The organism is Acinetobacter sp. CAU_H_S139_7 (assembly GCF_058599305.1).
The window spans coordinates 1,979,619-1,997,985 of the sequence record NZ_CM178651.1; the positions used below are offsets into that span (position 1 = coordinate 1,979,619).

At 40.9% G+C, this 18,367-nt stretch carries 23 protein-coding genes; 1 reads left to right on the forward strand and 22 read right to left on the reverse strand.

The window, feature by feature from the left end:
* Window positions 1–7 precede the first annotated feature (7 nt).
* Entirely contained in the window at window positions 8–916 is a 909-nt protein-coding gene (locus tag AC4MC0_RS09680) for a LysO family transporter (protein ID WP_159151530.1), read from the forward strand.
* Between the two features lie 127 nt (window positions 917–1,043).
* Here AC4MC0_RS09680 and pyrF read toward each other — a convergent pair whose 3' ends face one another.
* The 22 genes from pyrF to AC4MC0_RS09790 form a co-directional block, all read right to left on the reverse strand.
* On the reverse strand, window positions 1,044–1,724 hold the full coding sequence (pyrF, locus tag AC4MC0_RS09685) for an orotidine-5'-phosphate decarboxylase (protein WP_004696869.1): 681 nt from the start codon (window positions 1,722–1,724) through the stop codon (window positions 1,044–1,046).
* A gap of 239 nt (window positions 1,725–1,963) precedes the next feature.
* Window positions 1,964–2,329 (reverse strand): lipopolysaccharide assembly protein LapA domain-containing protein, encoded by a 366-nt coding sequence (locus AC4MC0_RS09690; RefSeq protein WP_004696867.1) that lies wholly within the window; start codon window positions 2,327–2,329, stop codon window positions 1,964–1,966.
* 17 nt (window positions 2,330–2,346) lie between these two features.
* Window positions 2,347–2,652 carry an integration host factor subunit beta gene (locus tag AC4MC0_RS09695; RefSeq protein WP_114837717.1) on the reverse strand — a complete coding sequence of 102 codons (306 nt, stop codon included), beginning with the start codon at window positions 2,650–2,652 and terminating at the stop codon, window positions 2,347–2,349.
* 161 nt (window positions 2,653–2,813) lie between these two features.
* Window positions 2,814–4,490: a 30S ribosomal protein S1 gene (rpsA, locus tag AC4MC0_RS09700; protein ID WP_159151531.1), complete on the reverse strand. Its 1,677-nt coding sequence runs from the start codon at window positions 4,488–4,490 to the stop codon at window positions 2,814–2,816.
* A 113-nt stretch (window positions 4,491–4,603) separates the two neighbouring features.
* The gene (gene cmk / locus AC4MC0_RS09705) at window positions 4,604–5,287 is read right to left on the reverse strand and encodes a (d)CMP kinase (RefSeq protein ID WP_348929048.1); all 684 of its coding nucleotides are present in this window, start codon (window positions 5,285–5,287) and stop codon (window positions 4,604–4,606) included.
* Between the two features lie 17 nt (window positions 5,288–5,304).
* Window positions 5,305–5,736, reverse strand: coding sequence for an SRPBCC family protein (locus AC4MC0_RS09710; protein ID WP_490737915.1), 432 nt, complete (start codon window positions 5,734–5,736; stop codon window positions 5,305–5,307).
* Window positions 5,737–5,811: 75 nt separating this feature from the next.
* The gene (gene tadA / locus AC4MC0_RS09715) at window positions 5,812–6,312 is read right to left on the reverse strand and encodes a tRNA adenosine(34) deaminase TadA (RefSeq protein WP_490737916.1); all 501 of its coding nucleotides are present in this window, start codon (window positions 6,310–6,312) and stop codon (window positions 5,812–5,814) included.
* Window positions 6,313–6,317: 5 nt separating this feature from the next.
* On the reverse strand, window positions 6,318–7,439 hold the full coding sequence (locus AC4MC0_RS09720) for an enoyl-CoA hydratase/isomerase family protein (protein ID WP_490737917.1): 1,122 nt from the start codon (window positions 7,437–7,439) through the stop codon (window positions 6,318–6,320).
* The gene (gene ung / locus AC4MC0_RS09725; RefSeq protein WP_004696856.1) at window positions 7,436–8,149 is read right to left on the reverse strand and encodes a uracil-DNA glycosylase; all 714 of its coding nucleotides are present in this window, start codon (window positions 8,147–8,149) and stop codon (window positions 7,436–7,438) included. The genes AC4MC0_RS09720 and ung overlap by 4 nt, the downstream gene beginning before the upstream one ends.
* Window positions 8,150–8,190: 41 nt before the next feature.
* Window positions 8,191–8,787: a 6-pyruvoyl trahydropterin synthase family protein gene (locus AC4MC0_RS09730; protein ID WP_278344805.1), complete on the reverse strand. Its 597-nt coding sequence runs from the start codon at window positions 8,785–8,787 to the stop codon at window positions 8,191–8,193.
* A 122-nt stretch (window positions 8,788–8,909) separates the two neighbouring features.
* On the reverse strand, window positions 8,910–9,860 hold the full coding sequence (gspK, locus tag AC4MC0_RS09735; RefSeq protein ID WP_490737918.1) for a type II secretion system minor pseudopilin GspK: 951 nt from the start codon (window positions 9,858–9,860) through the stop codon (window positions 8,910–8,912).
* Between the two features lie 78 nt (window positions 9,861–9,938).
* Entirely contained in the window at window positions 9,939–10,559 is a 621-nt protein-coding gene (gene gspJ, locus AC4MC0_RS09740; protein WP_178927931.1) for a type II secretion system minor pseudopilin GspJ, read from the reverse strand.
* Entirely contained in the window at window positions 10,556–10,906 is a 351-nt protein-coding gene (locus tag AC4MC0_RS09745) for a type IV pilus modification PilV family protein (protein ID WP_491887513.1), read from the reverse strand. The genes gspJ and AC4MC0_RS09745 overlap by 4 nt, the downstream gene beginning before the upstream one ends.
* 127 nt (window positions 10,907–11,033) lie before the next feature.
* On the reverse strand, window positions 11,034–11,603 hold the full coding sequence (locus AC4MC0_RS09750; RefSeq protein WP_078388685.1) for a type II secretion system protein: 570 nt from the start codon (window positions 11,601–11,603) through the stop codon (window positions 11,034–11,036).
* A gap of 12 nt (window positions 11,604–11,615) precedes the next feature.
* The gene (locus AC4MC0_RS09755) at window positions 11,616–12,230 is read right to left on the reverse strand and encodes a TetR/AcrR family transcriptional regulator (RefSeq protein WP_114836892.1); all 615 of its coding nucleotides are present in this window, start codon (window positions 12,228–12,230) and stop codon (window positions 11,616–11,618) included.
* A 45-nt stretch (window positions 12,231–12,275) separates the two neighbouring features.
* The gene (locus tag AC4MC0_RS09760) at window positions 12,276–13,049 is read right to left on the reverse strand and encodes a TatD family hydrolase (protein WP_078425022.1); all 774 of its coding nucleotides are present in this window, start codon (window positions 13,047–13,049) and stop codon (window positions 12,276–12,278) included.
* 26 nt (window positions 13,050–13,075) lie between these two features.
* The gene (locus AC4MC0_RS09765; protein WP_005401154.1) at window positions 13,076–13,417 is read right to left on the reverse strand and encodes a PilZ domain-containing protein; all 342 of its coding nucleotides are present in this window, start codon (window positions 13,415–13,417) and stop codon (window positions 13,076–13,078) included.
* Between the two features lie 14 nt (window positions 13,418–13,431).
* A complete protein-coding gene (locus AC4MC0_RS09770; protein WP_490737919.1) occupies window positions 13,432–14,415 on the reverse strand; it encodes a DNA polymerase III delta subunit-related protein in 984 nt (327 codons plus the stop codon).
* 19 nt (window positions 14,416–14,434) lie between these two features.
* On the reverse strand, window positions 14,435–15,196 hold the full coding sequence (kdsB, locus tag AC4MC0_RS09775) for a 3-deoxy-manno-octulosonate cytidylyltransferase (protein WP_490737920.1): 762 nt from the start codon (window positions 15,194–15,196) through the stop codon (window positions 14,435–14,437).
* A gap of 8 nt (window positions 15,197–15,204) precedes the next feature.
* A complete protein-coding gene (gene lpxK, locus AC4MC0_RS09780; protein WP_218288436.1) occupies window positions 15,205–16,209 on the reverse strand; it encodes a tetraacyldisaccharide 4'-kinase in 1,005 nt (334 codons plus the stop codon).
* A 3-nt stretch (window positions 16,210–16,212) separates the two neighbouring features.
* On the reverse strand, window positions 16,213–17,940 hold the full coding sequence (gene msbA / locus AC4MC0_RS09785) for a lipid A export permease/ATP-binding protein MsbA (RefSeq protein ID WP_114836896.1): 1,728 nt from the start codon (window positions 17,938–17,940) through the stop codon (window positions 16,213–16,215).
* Entirely contained in the window at window positions 17,940–18,362 is a 423-nt protein-coding gene (locus AC4MC0_RS09790; RefSeq protein WP_004696832.1) for an ExbD/TolR family protein, read from the reverse strand. The genes msbA and AC4MC0_RS09790 overlap by 1 nt, the downstream gene beginning before the upstream one ends.
* Between the last annotated feature and the right edge of the window lie 5 nt (window positions 18,363–18,367).

Genomic DNA, 18,367 nt, shown 5'->3' on the forward strand with positions numbered 1-18,367 from the left:
ATTTGACATGCAATCGTTTTGGTTGATTTTTCAGCTTCTTATTTGTTTAGCACTTGGATTTGTTTTGGCGCGTCGTTTACCCAAATGGCTTGAACGACTTGCCTTTCAAATCCTCCCCTATTTTACTTATATTCTCTTAATCGCAATTGCGATTGAGTTTTCAACGACTTTGCATAACATTGCCCAACCTTGGCAGATACTCAATCATGCAGCGCTTTTAGCAGTGATGACCAGTATCGGTGCTTTTGTCTGTTGTTACATATTATTTAAACTTTTGGGCTACCAACCGAGTCATGGCAAAGTGTCCATGAGCCTTGTGAGCAAATCATTAATCAATATCAGTTATGCATTTATCGCACTGGCCTTGGGTTATGGCTTTGCAGAGCTATCTTCAAGTTTCGGCTATACCCTTCATATCAGCACATGGAACTTGTTACTGGTTTTTATGTTCCTGATCGGGCTTGATTTAGCCTATTCCCCACTAGATCGCTCATGGTTGAACTGGCAAATACTGCTCGTACCACTTGGTTGTATTCTGGGTTCAATTATCGGGGCGTTTGTAACGGCCTATTTTGTGCCGAGCATTCAACTAAAAGACCTGATTATGTTGTCTCAAGGTTATGGTTTCTACTCTATGACTGGCATTGTGGTCACGGAGTTAAAGAATGCACATTTAGGCAGTATTGCACTGATGAATGATTTGTTCAGAGAAATCTTTGCGATTATGTTTATGTACATTATTGGCTGGCGTTACCCTCGCTCTGCAATTTCATCTGCAGGAGCTACAGCAATGGATGTTACACTACCGATGGTCAAACAAGCCTGTGGGAATGACTTTATTCCACATGCCATGGTGAGCGGTTTCATCCTGTCAGTTTTGGCACCGATTGTTGTCAGTGTATTGGCTGCTCTGTAAAGTATAGCACTCTATTCAATGCAGTCTTTTTATTTTGCTGTTGCCACTTCGCTCACCAACAATTCTTTTAAGATTTAATCCATAAAAAAAGCCTTTCGAAAGAAAGGCTTTTTAAATTTCTAGTCGCTTAAAGCGTCGCTAAAATATCTTTGAGCATCTGACACGGATTTGCAGACTGCGTAATTGGTCGACCAATCACTAGATGTGTTGCACCGTCTAACATTGCTTGTTTTGGCGTTACGATACGTTTTTGGTCATCCGCACTTGAACCCTCAGGGCGAATGCCCGGCGTCACCAAGGCAAACTCTGAACCTAAAGTCTCACGCAGCATTTTTGCTTCTTGCGCTGAACATACCACACCATCTAAACCACTGTCTTTAGTCAGTTTTGCTAGACGCTTGACTTGTTCAAATGGTTCAATATCCAGACCAATATCGGCTAAATCTTCACGGCCCATTGAAGTTAACACCGTTACTGCAATCAGTTGAGTATTATAATTGCCAGCCTTTAAGCGCTCAACACAGGTTTCCATCATTTTACGGCCACCTGAAGCATGGACATTTACCATCCAAACCCCCATATCTGCAGCAGCACATACCGCTTGCGCAGTCGTATTTGGAATATCGTGAAATTTTAGATCTAGAAAGACTTCAAAGCCTTCACCATGTAAAGCTTTAACAATAGATGAGCCTTCATGGGTAAATAATTCTTTACCGACTTTTACACGGCATAATTGAGGGTCTAATTGCCCAGCAATTGTCATTGCGTCATAATGACTTTTTGCATCTAAGGCAACAATAATACTCATGGGGAGACCCTTCAAACTCACAAAATTATGGCATTATACGGATTAAGCCTAAAACGACCAAGACTATTTTTCTAAAAACCATTTAAAATTCAAACTAAGTTATTTATTCATATACTTTTTATATAGTTATCAATATTTTAAAGCACAATAAAAAACGCCTTTGGCTATATATCCAAAGGCGTTTAAATCAAACTTGCTTCAATACTTCCTAAGATAAAAATCTTACTTCATATTGTGGCTTAAAGCGGTGTAGATGGACGATCATTAGGATTGATGTCTAACACCGTTTTTTCATGTCTTGTATGTGCTGCAGCTTCAGCAGCAGCCAACTGAGCGGATTGAATCTGCTCTTTACGAAGGTGATCAATGTCTTTACGTAGTCGCTTAATTTCCCAACCTTTCTGGAATACACGAAATACCTGAACACCAATTAACAAACCCAACACAATCCCTAAAGCCATTGTCAATAATAACAATAGACCTAAACGCATTGCTGGAACCTGTATAAACAACAGATCAACGGTTAGCTCAGTTCCGTTTTGTAGTACCAAAGCTAGGCAGTAGCCAAACAGTACAATTAATAATGCGAATAATACGTAACGCATAAGCACCCCAATAAATTTTATTCGCCTGCAGTCTCATTTACTGCATCACGTAATGCTTTACCTGGTTTGAAGTGTGGAACAGCTTTAGCAGCCACTTCTACTGACTTACCCGTTTTAGGATTACGCCCAACACGAGGTTCACGGTGATGGAGTGCAAAACTACCAAAACCACGAATTTCAATACGATTATCAGAAGACAAAGATTCAATCATTTGATCAATCATAATCTTAACAGCTTCTTCCACTAATGGCTCTGCTAAGTGCGGGTTTTTAAGAGAAATACGCTCTATTAAGTCAGACTTATTAAGTGCTTCAGTAGTCATCTGCGACCTCTTTAATTATCAAGCTACCTTGTAGATAGATTGATAATAACCTGTTTAAATACAAAACGGTAGCGTAATAAGTGAATACTACGCTACCGTTTATTGTATTTGTGTAAAAAGTATTAGTTAACTTACATTAACAATACAATTCAAACATCTACTTAGTTGCCCATTTGAGCTTTGATCAAATCACCAATAGTCTTAGGACCATTGTCTTGACCAGTAGTTGCTGTCTTCAAGTTAGCAACTGCTTCTTTCTCTTCAGCTTCGTCTTTCGCTTTGATAGACAAGTTGATAGAGCGAGATTTACGATCTACGTTGATGATTTTCGCTTCAACTTCTTGACCAACTTCAAGGAACTTAGTTGCATCTTCAACGCGGTCGCGGTTGATTTCAGATGCTTTAAGAGTCGCTTCAACTTCGTCAGCTAACTTAAGTGTTGCGCCACGAGCGTCAACAGCAGTTACAGTACCTTTTACAAGCGCACCGCGTTCGTTAGCAGCTAAGAAATCGTTGAACGGATCGCTGTTCATTTGCTTGATACCAAGGCTGATACGGTTGCCTTCAGCGTCTACAGACAAGATAACCGCTTCAACTGTGTCACCTTTCTTGTAACGACGGATAGCTTCTTCGCCTTGTTCGTTCCAAGAAATATCAGACAAGTGAACTAGACCATCGATACCGCCTGGTAAACCGATGAAGATACCGAAGTCAGTGATTGACTTGATAGTACCTGAAACTTTTTCACCTTTGTCGTGGTTCTTAGCAAACTCTTCCCATGGGTTAGCACGAGTTTGTTTGATACCAAGAGAGATACGACGACGCTCTTCGTCAACTTCAAGAACCATAACATCAACTTCATCACCAATCTGAACAACTTTAGATGGGTGGATGTTTTTGTTAGTGTGATCCATTTCAGAAACGTGTACTAAACCTTCAACGCCTTCAGCGATTTCTGCGAAACAGCCGTAGTCAGTTAAGTTAGTTACGCGAGCTTTAACGATTGAACCTTTAGGGTAACGGTTCATGATCGCTAACCATGGATCTTCGCCTAATTGCTTAAGACCTAAAGATACGCGGTTACGTTCTTTGTCAAACTTAAGTACTTTAACAGTAACTTCTTGACCAACTTCAACAACTTCTGATGGGTGCTTGATACGCTTCCAAGCCATGTCAGTGATGTGAAGAAGACCATCAATACCGCCAAGGTCAACGAATGCACCGTAGTCAGTAAGATTTTTGATAGTACCAGTAACTGTTTGACCTTCTTCAAGCTGAGCAAGAAGAGCTTCACGGTCAGCTGAAGATTCAGCTTCCATAACAGCACGACGAGATACAACAACGTTGTTACGTTTAGCATCAAGTTTGATTACTTTAAATTCTAACTCTTTACCTTCTAAGTGAGTAGTATCACGAATAGGACGAGTATCAACTAAAGAACCTGGAAGGAACGCACGAACTGGACCGATGTCAACAGTGAAACCGCCTTTAACTTTACCAGAGATAACACCAGTAACGATTTCGCCGTCTTCAAAGATTTTTTCAAGTTTAGTCCAAGTTTCAGCACGTTTCGCTTTTTCACGTGATAAAACTGTTTGACCCATGCCGTTGTCAAGCGCTTCAACAACAACATCAACAGTGTCGCCAACTTGAACTTCAAGTTCGCGTTGTTCATTTAAGAATTCAGCGCGGTCAACAATACCTTCTGATTTAAGGCCAGTGTCAACTGTTACCCAATCAGAATCGATGTTTACTACAACGCCTTGGATGACAGCACCCTTTTCAACGTTGATGTTTAATTCGCTTTCTTCAAAGAGGGCTGCAAAAGATTCGGTCATGATATACCTGATAAAGTCAGCGGTCTTGGATCAGACAAGGCCGGTTTAGTTAAGCGTCTACATAGTCCATTTTGAACTGATCAAGCTATGCTTCTGCTGAATATAAAAATTCGTTAGTTTGCTAATTGCTTATCGATATAAGCCGTCATAAGCTGAAATACCTCATCAATGTTCAATTCAGAACTATCAATGATGTAGGCATCAGCTGCTGGTTTGAGTGGAGCAACTTTGCGCTCCATGTCACGTTTATCACGTGCCTCAATATTAGCTAAAATATCGTTTATTTTAGCATCCAGCCCCATACCCTGCAACTGCTTTACTCTGCGTTCAGCACGAGATTGGGCTGAAGCGGTTAAATAAATCTTGGCTTGAGCCTCTGGAAAGATAGATGTGGCCATGTCTCGACCATCTGCAACCAAGCCCGGTGCTTGTGCAAAAGCATGCTGGCGATCGACCAGTGCAGCTCTAAGCTCAGGAATTGTTGCAACTTTTGATGCAAACTCCCCAACCCGTTCAGTTCGAATGGTTTGACTAACATCCTCACCATTGAGCAAGACTTGTGTGCCTTGTGCGGAACTTAAAAATTGTATGTCTAAATGTTTAGCAATTTCGACACATTGACTCAGTTCGCTTGACAAAGCATCTAACAAATCTTGTTGATGCAATGACAGGCCCAACAAGCGATATAACGCTCCCGAATCAAGTAAATGAAATTGATAATGAGCTGCTATTTTCGCAGCCAGTGTGCCCTTACCCGAACCACTTGGACCATCAATTGTGATTATTTGAACTGTCATTGCTTACCCAAAGTTTGTTATACAGATTTAGCGAGTTTCGAAAAACCTAGTTTAATCGCAGATTTAAGCTGTGCAAGGATTAATTTACTTACAAAAGGTGCACGTGCCTGTAATTCAATCGTATAGGTCACTAAAGTTTTATTCGAGTCAATCGGCTCAAACTCAATAATACCCAAATGATGTTTGATGAGTGGATTTTTAATAATCTTGTATTCAATACGCTCATTCACATTCATTAATGTAATTTGCTCTTTCAACGGTTTAATTGGACCAAAACCCATACGACGTACAGAACCAAGTCCATCCGGACGTTCTGGATCTGCTGAATCTTTCACTCGCACCACTTGAACTGGTGCAAAAGCGACGTTATAGGTTGAGTGTTTAGAAAGTAAATCAAATACCTGCTCTACGGGTGCATTAAATTCTTTTTTAATCTGAATATTATTCATGGTGGTTCCAACGCCTTATTTGACAATAATTATTGTCATTTCATTTTACATGAAATTATTATTTTACGAATTCATTCATCCCTTTTCTTGTAGACGGGATAGTCGCTTTTGTTCGCGGCGCATTTTAAAAAAGTGACTGAGCTGCTGTGAGCATTGCTCATGTAAACAACCCGACTCAACCAAGAACTGATGATTATAATAGCCCGTTTCAAATAATTTACGTGCACTTATAAGAGAGCCCGCTTTCGGCTCTGTCGCACCAAATACTACTTTTGAAACGCGTGCATGCACCAAAGCACCTACACACATGGTACAAGGCTCAAGCGTCACATACATGACCGCATCATCAGGTAAACGATAATTTTGTGTATTTTGGCAAGCATCGCGAAGTGCTTGAACCTCAGCATGCGCGGTAGGGTCATTTAGCGTAATAGGCGCATTAAAGCCCGAACCAATAATTTTATTTTGACTTACAATCACTGCTCCAACAGGGACTTCACCTTTTGACGCTGCAATAGCAGCCTGATCTAAAGCAAGCTGCATCCATTCACTATCTGTTTTTAAAACATCAGTCATAAAGATTAGATTACATCGTAATGTTTAAGGAGTTCATTCCAGCTTTCAATGCTCGTTGTTGGTGGATTACTAGCGAAAATACCCTTCAAGCTGTTACTAGCCCCTTGTTTCCATGCTGGCGACAAGTCTTTATCCACTAAACGTGCACGCACACCCTCAACAAAGTCTGCATGACGAATTTTCCAGTCAGAAATTTGTGTCTCAAGCTCAAACACTTCATTCCATGAATGAACCTGCTTCCCCCACTGCCATAACAGCCATGTTAATGCTGCAGTTGTAGGCGAACCTTTTTGCAAGTTCTCACTGGCTTGACGAAGCCAATCGCTACGCGCATCACTTAAACCAACAATAGCATCATAATCATGCTCAAAGTTCACACCACGACATACACTATGAATCACATCCAACGAGTTTTGTAGTGGGCCTGGACCTACTGGGCGGTGCATACTATTTAAGGTATCATCAATCGCTCTAAAATCACCTGCTGGATAATGACTCCAGTCAATATTAATGACTTTCTCAAGCACCGTATTACGCTGTGCATCACAGATATGTGTTGCCCAACCAATACTATATGCGCCCGCAGCCGTCATGATTGAACCCGTTAAGCCCGTGAACAAACCAATTGCCCCACGATCCGCTAAGAAACGCGTTGCACCCACATCTGGGTACAAACCAATATTAATTTCAGGCATCGCTAAACGTGAATGCGGTGTCACCAAACGGAATGGCGCTGCCATAAACAGACCTAAACCACCACCCATGACATAACCTTCACCCCAGACCAAGACAGGCTTAGCATAGTTGTGTAGTAACAAATCTAAAGCATATTCTTGCTCAAAGAACTGATTGGCTGTTTCAACTTCATCGTTAATCACCAATTGACGAAGTTTACGTACATCACCACCCGCACAGAATGCTTTTGGTGTGGTTGAATCCAACCAAATGGCTTTTACTGCGTCATCGCTATGAAAATCTTGAAATACTTCAAATAAAGCTGAAACAATCGTTTCATCTAAAGCGTGAAGTGATTTTGGTCTATTCAGACGAACAATGCGCCAACCATTTTTTGCTTCTTCTACAATCAAATCTGGATGGTAGTTTTTAGAAACGGGAGAATATGTCATGCGTCCAGCTGCCAATCTATAGGCTCAATGCCATGTTGTTTAAGATAATTATTGGATTTTGAAAAAACTTTACAACCGAAGAATCCACCACGGTTTGCTGCCAAAGGTGACGGATGCGCCGCCTTTAACACCAAATGCTTTTCTTGATCAATCCGTTGTCCTTTCCGCTGCGCATATGCTCCCCAAAGAATAAAAACAATATGCTCACGCTGTTCATTTAAAACATCAATCACATGATCGGTAAAGTCTTCCCAACCTTGTTTTTGATGTGATGTAGGTTGACCAGCTTCAACGGTTAATACACTGTTCAACAGCAAAACGCCTTGCTGCGCCCAACGAGTTAAATCCCCATGTTTAGGAATATCAATTCCTAAATCTTTATTTAACTCATGGAAAATATTACGTAAAGATGGTGGTAAAGCAAGCCCCTTTTGCACAGAGAAACTGAGCCCATGTGCCTGATTCGGCCCATGATATGGGTCTTGTCCGAGTATTACCACTTTTACATTCGCCAAAGGCGTCGTATTAAATGCATTAAAAATCAGCGCATTTGGCGGATAAATCACTTTATTCGCTTTTATTTCTGTAACAAGAAACTGCTTTAACGCATCCATCTTAGTACTAAGCAAAAAGTCACTTAATCCATGTTTCCAACTGGCATCCAGCTGAATTTTATCAAGCTTGGTTTGCTGTTGTTCTGTTAAAGACATACTTGCGCCTTATTCCCTTACTGTATATTCCGTGACAAATTTCACAGTTTGACTTGCAATTCTACATTCGGATTGTGAAATTGGATACCTTCTTTTAATTTGGTATACATTTCAGTGTCCGCCCATTCCGCTTGGATTTGTTCTGAAAACTCGATCTGGCTTAAATCTAAAAGCCCCATCTGAGTATTTTCAATATCTTCAATAAAACTCTGTGCATAGCCCGTATCGGTCTCATGCACAATCACCGAGTACACTTCTACATCGCCTTCACCGTTTTGAGTCACGGTAGACGTGAGTACTTGTTGTGCAAGATAAAAGAAAATACGTGAAAATTGTTCAGCCGATGGCGAAACAGGCAGTGACACCCAACGCGCACTAAATGTTTTACATGCTTGGATATATTCTGGATCATCGTTTTGCCAAAAACAAATCGCATGATCAAAAGAGTCATAAAGGTCTTTAATCACCCCTTTCAGCAAGCCAAAGTCATAAACCATTTGACCATGATCTAATTTCGACGCTTTGAGGAGTAATTCAACTTTATAGCTGTGACCATGAATGGAGCGTTTACAACGATCCGATGTACAGTTACGTACAATATGGGCATTTTCAAACTTAAATAACTTACGAATTAACATATGCCGTAATGCAATCAAACTTTCTAAGAATTGACTTTAATTATAAAGCAAAAGTAAACCTATGCTCATTTATTTTATTATTCAATCCAATTGGTAAATCATATCAGTCTTATATCCACCATTTAAAACGGTGACATGCTCCGATAAGCCACATATACCATTTGATCTTTTCGCACCAAATCACTACTAAACTGACGCTTACGCTCATTCAACAAGATTTCAATTCTGGCTTTAAAATAGTTCGATTGAACTCCGAGAAAATCATTAACAGTAGCCCGCTGAGCTTCGTCCACTTGTTTAAACGGATCGACCTCCCACAGTTCATTAGCATTGGAAAAATACTCCAAATTGGCCTGTCTTTGCTTTTGTAAATTTTGAATAGCAGATACATCCAACTTAGGATCAATGCTGGCCAACACCAGCGCAGGTGCAGTATTTACATTCACCTTTAATTCATTACTCGGTAAAGCACTCACATAAGGTGCAATCAGTTGATAGTTACGCCCCTCAAACCCACGCACCAACTTCAACTGTTCAACATTATAAAAAGCACGATTTGATGTCAGATAACCCTGAGCTAAACTTTGATAATAAGCAGATTCAGCACCCATCGGCCCACTGACTTCATCATCTTCATCTTGCCAATCAATCACTGCTTCTGAAAGTTGCGCAGGCAACCCCACACGTACCAACAGCTTTTCAAACCAAAGTTTTGCAGCCTCATTCGGCTTTTTATCCGACTTAACTAAAGCATTTAAATTAAATTTACCCGATTCATCTTCTAAACGCCCAGAAACAAAACCATCTTCCACTGGAAAAGCAGGCATGGGCTTCGCCCAGGTTTCTTGTAGATGATCGACTTCTGCTGCATTTTGAGCATCATCCACCAACAACTCAGAAAAAAAAGCTTCAGCACTTTTTGCGTATAACAGAGCTTGGTTTTGTCGCATTAAATAAGCCGTACTCTCTGCGGTATTACGCTGATGTTTCGCAATCGTAGCCGCAAGGATAGTTGCTAAAGCCACCATCACCAAAATGGTGATCAATGCAATGCCATGCTGAGAGCGCTTCAAAACATCCACCTATTTACAACGAATACATTTAAGGAAAAATGGTTTTGCATAGAGTCCGTGAGTTTCATATCCTGCAACTTAATTTTTTTGTTTTAAAAAGTCTGTATTTAATAAACTAAACACCCATTCATAACTCACCTCATTGACAGTGAGGTTTATTTTTAAACCGCGCGGTAGTATTTTTGCCTGAGTCACATCATTTTCACTCAATGCCACCTCAGGCCATTGTGCCATTTCATTGGGATTGAGTAACATAATTTGAAATTGATCAACTGAATCAAGTAGAACACTGGTTTCAGGTTGATCATTACCTGTTTGATTTAAATTTTTATATTTATAACGGTACAGTTTTTTTTCATCTGCTTTATAAATATATTCAACTCGCTCTTCAGGCGGTATGCCTTGCATTAAAGGATCAGTCACGCCAGCTTTACTAAAGGTTAACTGACCATTTTGCAACATGACTGCGGGTTGAACCTGCCCCGCAACATTGGCAGTAATTGGTACAATTTGCACCGTGTCACGTAACACTTGTTGATATGCTTCTTGTAGTTGACCTAAGCGCTGTTCATGTTGGGTATTACGCTCTTTAATCTTGATCAGATAATCAAAAACCTTCCAACCCAAAGCTGAAAGCACAGCAAAAATCGCGATTGCCACCAATAACTCAACCAAAGTAAAGCCTGAGCGTTTTGTCATGGTTGGCTTCCATCACGATGGTTAAAAAAAACTAAACTCGTAACACCCGAATCTACTTTTCCAGTTTCAGTATTCACCAAGCTCACCTGTACATTGACGCGTTGCACATTAGTACTAATCGTTGCTTGCGCTGATTTATCAATTTGCCAAGTTTCACCTTGTTGGGTGATTTGTTTAGAGGCCGTGCCTTGTAGCCAATCACGATTGATTTCCATCATCGAAATTTCATTCAAGGCAACAAATTGTGCCTTGGTACGCAAGATGGCATGGGCTGTAGACTGAGTATATTGCATACCCACTTTGGTTAAAGCGACCGCTGCCGAAGCAAAAATAGCCAGCGCCACCATCACTTCCAGTAACGTAAATCCTGAGACACGGTTAACTCGAGCAAGGCCAAAAGCTATGCTTGAGGTACGAGAATTAATGAAATAGCATTTCATTCGAGCGCAAGCCGGCAGACTATTCTTTAAATCTTTAGCTCGCATTTATTTTACCCAAATGATCAATTTCAATTTCTGCACCCACGGGCTCATTGGCATAATAAAATTGAATACGAACAGGTTTGGCTTCGCCATTCCCCAACCAAATCAGTTTAGGTGCATTCTCTTGGGTTAAATCATCGTTTTGGGCTTGGGAAACATCATAGTCTAAGGATTGCACAGCAAAAGAAACATTTTTAGCTAACATTTGCTGCGGGAACTCATTATATTTTTGCCATTTTTGATGATTCAACATTACATTATTTTGTTGTTCTGCTTGCATGATGAGTTGTGGGTTTTTATATTCAACGACAGCATAAGAAAAATCAGCCACATCAGTCGCAGGATAGATTTCTAATGCCAAAACACGTGCTTGATCATTTGCCTCACGTGCAATTTTCTGTACATCCATGATAAAAAAATCACGGGCTTGCGCAGCTTTACGTTGGTCAACTCCATTGATATTTAACATCACCAATGATGCCAGAATGGCCATAATAACAATAACCACCATCAATTCAACCAGTGTAAATCCTTGAATCCTTGAAGGTGGTTTCTGTTTCATACATCCTATCCGCTAAGCAAGATATCCCGCTGCGCCCGTTTGTTTAGGCATCGCCAGAGCTTGGTCGATGTAGGCCACGCGCAAAGTATCGCGCGACCCCAAATATCGTTGATAAAAACTAGAGTTCAAAATCGCTGCGGCACCGTGCGTCAAAGACCAAATAGATGCTAAATAGTCACGTACTGTCATTTGACTCTCTATCGACTCCAAATACCGCTCGGTCATACGAATAATTAAACGCAGACGTTGCTTCCGAATTTGATAAAGTTCAGTAAACAACTGATAGATCCCAACACCTGTGGTGGATAATCGCTCTTCTATTTGGTGAAATAGCACCGTGCGTTCAGGATGATGCAAATGGTGTAACATAAAAAAAGCCAGATGTTCAGGGAACTGCTTATCTGTATCTTTAATCATTTCAAGCAACATCTGCTCATTACGAATAATGAGCAACATATACAGTTCATCTTTACTTTGAAAATGTTTATAAAGCGTACCTTTTGCTAGATCTAATTCCGCAGCCAATGCATCAAGGGTCATTCCTGCTTCGCCATTTTCTAAAAGTAACTGTTCAGCCACTTGGAAAATTAACGCTTCTCTTGCTCGAAACTGAGCCTGACGATCCATTTTCACCCTAGTACTCTCTTATACACTTTTATCGTTTCAATTTATTTACTTCATGTTGAGAAGGTTTTCAAAGTTCTGTGTTGTGATGAACGCCATCTCTTCTAAGGACTTATCATATACATCTGCCAAGGCTTTGGCTACATAAGGTACGTACTTTGGCTCATTAGACTTTCCTCTATATGGCATCGGGGCTAAATAAGGACTATCCGTCTCAATCAACAAACGATCTAAAGGAACTTGCTTCGCCACATCACGTAAATCTTGCGCATTTTTAAAAGATACAATTCCTGAAAATGATACATAATAACCACAGTCTAAGACAGCTTTGGCCGTTTCCCAGTCTTCTGTAAAACAATGCAAAATTCCATGCGTTGATTTTTCAGCACGGATAATATCAACAGTATCGTGCTTGGCAGAACGGGTATGCACAACAACTGGTTTTTTTACGGCTTGTGAAGCATGAATATGTCGTGCAAAACAGTCTTTTTGCTCAGCGATGAAATCTGTACTATGAAAATAATCGAGCCCAGTCTCACCAATTGCCCAAACTTTTTCAGGCTGTGCCAACTCAATTAAATAGTCTGTGGTTGCACGAGCCATGGTTTCAGGATCTTCACAAGGATGTACCCCGACGCTATAGCCCACATCGTCATGCCGTGCCGCAATTTTTGCTAGCTCAATATGATCATCAAGATCAACCGAGATACTCATAAAGCGATGAACGCCCGCTGCACGTGCTTGCGCTAATGCTAAATCTAAATCCCCATCATAAGGGGTTAAATCTAGCATGGTTAAATGGCAGTGTGTATCTACAAACACAGGCGTTTCCTACTTCATATACTTAATTACATAGTGTAACTAGTTCGCCCTTCAGACTTAATACCTGCAAGCAACTTTTCCGCTTCTGATTTGTAATAAACCCCTTTCTCCCCAGAAAGTTGAATACCAAATCCTTGGAGTTTGATTCCATTTTGCTTTTGCGAAATCCAAATCACTTTACCTGTGAGAGGAATTTTCTGTGCTTGCTCTGGCAATGTTGCCAAAACAAAGACTTCCTCTCCCATTTTTACGGGTTGTTTGGATGGAATAAATAAACCACCACCAACCACAAAGGGCATGTAGCTTGCATATAACGTTGCTTTATCTGGAATATTGGCTTGAATAATCCCGCCCATACGTGGTTGCATAAAATTCCCCTGTTTTAAACATCCATCAACCGAATACACAATTGGTCGAGCACTAAATTAGTTTGTACGTTTTGTTCAATATATTGTTTTGACTGTTGCAACTCAGCATAAATTGAAAACAAAGTTTCAAGTGAATACCGTTCTGCCAGCACATTAAAATCCAAATCAGTGTTTTTTAACTGCTGATTTAGCTTGACACAAATCAAATCTGACAACAAGTACTCAAACATTTGACTAAAATCACTAAATGTCAGCGCTTTATTCCACTTGGTCGCAATTGCCGTCGGCATATTTTTATCTATCACCAACTTTTGCCAATCTTTTAAAAATTCAGCACGTTGGGGAATCCATTCACTCTCGGACAATGTAATTGCCTGCAACGGCATATGATTGGACAAGTTCATCAACAAATGTTGCTGTGCCAAATCGCTATGGGACAAATGCTGATTTAAAAATTGCTCTGCTTGCTGTTCATTTATGCGATCCAAAGCAAAATGTTGCAAACGACTGCGAATGGTTGCAGGCAGTTTTAAATAATGATCTGCCAATAAAATGATAACAACACGATCACCTGGTTCTTCAAGCGTTTTCAATAAAGCATTGGCTGAAGCTGTATTTAAAGCTTCGGCTGGTTCAATAATGATGACGCGCCAACCGTCTACCGTTTGCTGCACAAAAGGCAGCAGATCACGAATTTTCTCAATTTTGATCTTAGCATTTTGTTTCTTATTGTCTTCATCGGTAGTGATGTGCACATAATTGGGGTGTGTATCCGCCTTTAACCACTGACAACTTCCACACTCCCCACAGGCCAAATGATTTGGCTGCCGCTTAGCACATAAGACCCAAGCAAGAAACTGCTCAGCAAAAGTCTCTTTACCACAACCTTTTTTACCATAAAACAATAAGCCATGACCGATATGAGGAAAGCGTGTGGTTAAAGTTTCCCAAACATTTTGATGCCACGGATAAATCTGCTCAGGCAGCGTTTGCTTCATGTAGATGACCTAAGTTCTATTATGCAAAATGAGCCACATCCATGGCATTTAAACGATCTAAATCCTCTTGTGTATCCACACCCGGTGGTAAGTTTGCCTCTGCGATATCAATGGCAATACGGTGCCCATTCTCCAAAACACGCAGTTGCTCTAGGCTTTCGAGCTTTTCGAGTGTACCCATATCCCATGTCACATACTCTTGGAGCAATTTCACGCGGTAAGCATACAAGCCCAAATGACGGAAGGCTTGTTTATGCAACGCTTGTTCCACTTGTTTTGCAGCATCTCGGTCATATGGAATAGTGGCACGACTAAAGTAAAGTGCTTGTTTGTACTTCGACATCACCACTTTAACAATGCTGTCACGTTTAAATTCATCTAAATGCTGAATTGGTTCACACAAGGTCGACATTGAACACTCAGCTTGTGACTCTAAAAGTTGCGCGACTTGCTTAACCAAAGCCGCCGGCAATAAAGGCTCATCACCTTGAACATTCACAATGATATCTTCGCTGGCCCAGCCCTTAATTTTCGCCACTTCACTAAGGCGGTCTGTTCCCGAAGGATGATCCGCTGAGGTCAACACTACATCCACGCCTTCAGCCATGCAAAGATCATAAATTCGCTGATCATCCGTTGCAACGCAGAGATCATCAAAACCTTCCACTTTCTTCGCCTGATCAACGACCCGTAAAATCATTTCACGACCATGAATTTTAAGAAGTGGTTTTCCAGATAAACGTGTGCTCGCAAAACGCGCAGGAATAACAATATGCTTCATAATAGACCTTAAGAAATTTCAATACCTACAGCGGCGAGCTGTTGATGTAAGGTGTCATAACACGCCGTCGATAACACCGCATCGACAGGAACAACCCAAATATCGCGGGCAAAACTAGGGTTTTGTTTGAGCAACGCTAAAATTTTCACTGCATCTTTTTCAGTGGTAATAATGGGATTGGCATCATCAAAAACCAAATCCTCTAACTCATACTCATAATGATCGGCAAACTCATGACACTGGAACTGCTGTACTCCCATACGCTCTAAAGTACGATAAAAACGCTGCGGAAACCCGATCCCCACGACCGCATAAAAATCATCTTGCGGATTGAATGCTTTCGCTTCAGTACTGTTCAACAAATAAGGCTCTGCAACTTCTAAGTGCATGTGCATACTACGTGTAGGATGATCTGCATGTTCGATCACTATGCCTTGATCCAATCTAGACTTTGGTTCTCGTAAATAACCTTCGGGCAATAACTTTTCATTGCCTAGTCCACGATTATTATCTAGAACAATCCACTCAATTTGGCGATTTAATGCCCAATGCTGAAGCCCATCATCACTAATAATCAAATCAATGGGATAGTGAGATAAAAGCAGTTCAATACTTTCTTGGCGGTTGGGACCCACTGCCATCGGCACATCAGTAGATTGCACAATGAGTGTTGGTTCATCACCTACATTTTCAGGTAATGAGTTCAGATCCACCATAGTCGGAAATGGGCCCTTGGCACCATAACCACGACTGATCACACCCACTCGAATATTCTTACTTTGCAGATAACTCACTAAGTGAATGAGCAGAGGAGTTTTACCACTCCCACCCACGGTAATATTACCAATCACCATGACAGGTACAGGAGCCGTATACGCTTTTTTAATATTGCACCGATACAACTTACGGTTTAAAAGAAAACCACCTCGATATAACCAAGACAGCGGACGAAGCACAATTAACCACTTTGCCTGTGAGTTCCAAGCATCCTGAATAAACTGTGCACCTGACATGACTTAGTTTTCCTCAAAATTACGCTGATGGAGTTGATAATAAGCACCCTGCTTTGCAATAAGTTCAGCATGTGTACCTTGCTCTACTATACGCCCTTTATCCATCACCACAATGCGGTCTGCATTCTCAATGGTAGATAGACGATGTGCAATTACGATCGTGGTACGATCTCGCATTGCAGCATCGAAAGCACGCTGGATAAAGTACTCTGATTCATTATCAAGCGCGCTGGTAGCTTCATCTAATATCAGCACAGGCGCATTTTTCAAAATCGCACGAGCAATGGCTATACGTTGGCGTTGACCGCCTGATAAATTGAGACCTTGTGCCCCCAACTTGGTGTTGTAGCCTTGTGGTAAAGCCATAATAAAGTCATGTGCATAAGCTGCTTTTGCCGCTGCAATTACCTCTTCATCAGAGGCATTTTCAAGCTGCCCATAGGCAATATTGTCACGCACAGTGCGGTTAAATAAAACCACTTGCTGATTGACCATTGCCACTTGGGTACGCAGACTATTGATTTCAATATCGTGAATATCAATACCATCAAAGAGGATTTGACCCGAGGTCGTATCTTGAAAACGCACCAGTAAATTCACCAGAGACGTTTTACCAGCACCAGAACGCCCCACTAAAGCAATCGTCTCACCTTCTTTGACACTCAGATTAAAATCATGCAGCGCTTGATAACCATCCACATAAACTAAGTTCACATCTTTAAAGTCGATATTACCTTTCAGTACTGGAGTTAAAGTCCCAGTATTTTTTTCTTCAGGCAAATCTAAAATTTCAAAGACGGAATGTGCTGCCGCCATACCCCGTTGAATTTTTTCATTCACATCAGTCAATGCTTTAATTGGCCGACTCAACATACCTGCTGCAGTAATATACGCCACAAATTGACCCGCGCTGGTATCTTGTAGAATTTCTGGGCGTAGTGCGATCCACATCACAATACTCAGAGCAACGGACATAATCAACTGTACAATTGGACTATTGAGCTGTTGCACAACCACCATTTTCAAACCGCGTCGTAAATTCTCCAATGAGGTATCTTTAAAACGTTGTTGCTCATACCCTTGACCACCAAAACCTTTCACCACTAAGTGACCATTGACTGTCTCTTGTACCACGTGATTGACATCCCCCATGGTGTCTTGGACTTGAATAGAGAGCTTACGCATACGCTTTGCTGCTTTACGAATAAGCAACCCAATCAGTGGCGCAAAAATCAAAATACACAAAGTCAAACGCCAGTTGCTATATATAAGGTAACCGAGCAATGCAAGAGTGATTAGACCTTGCTGAACAATAGTTCTTAATGACTCTGTAGATGCGGCTGTAAGCTGCTCCACGTTATACATAATTTTCGCAGTGATATGACCACTGTTATTGTCCAGATAATACTGCGAAGGAAGACGCAATAATTTGGCAAAGACTTCTTGGCGAATATTAAAGACCAAGTTTCTGGAAATGACCGCTGTAAAGTAGCCGCCCATGAACAAACCCAGCCCACGGAAGAACATTACCACAACAACCAAAATTGGGAACAATGTCGTAAAACCTTGATCACGGTGTTGAATCGCTTCAATAATTTTTTCAAGTAATTTAGCGACAGAAACTTCTGTCGCCGCATTCATAGCAAAACCAATCACCACAAGAATCGCTACGCCCCAATACGGTTTTAAATAGCTCAGTAGACGTAGATAAACTTTTAAATCGTGTTTCACTAATAACCTCGAGAAGGCACTTTGGTACTAATATTGATATTTACAAATCCCAACTGACCTGCCACATCCATCACACGGATCACATCCTGATGGGTTGCTTTTGCATCCGCAGCAATCACAAACATTAGATCACGACGGTCATTGGAAATCTGTTTAATTGCGGTATTTAATTCTGAAACATCTTTCGATGCAATAGACTGACCATTAATTGAATAATGCCCTGTGGAATCTACCACCACTTCGATTTTATGATCAAATGTTTTCGGTGGAACACCTTGCGCATCAGGTAAGGTTAAATTCATACGACTAAATTGATTGAAGGTGGTGGTCAGCAATAAAAACACCAAAATAAATAATAAGCAATCAATCATTGGTGTAAGGTTAATATGAACATCTTCAACTTGTGAACGTTTGAATTTCATACTTC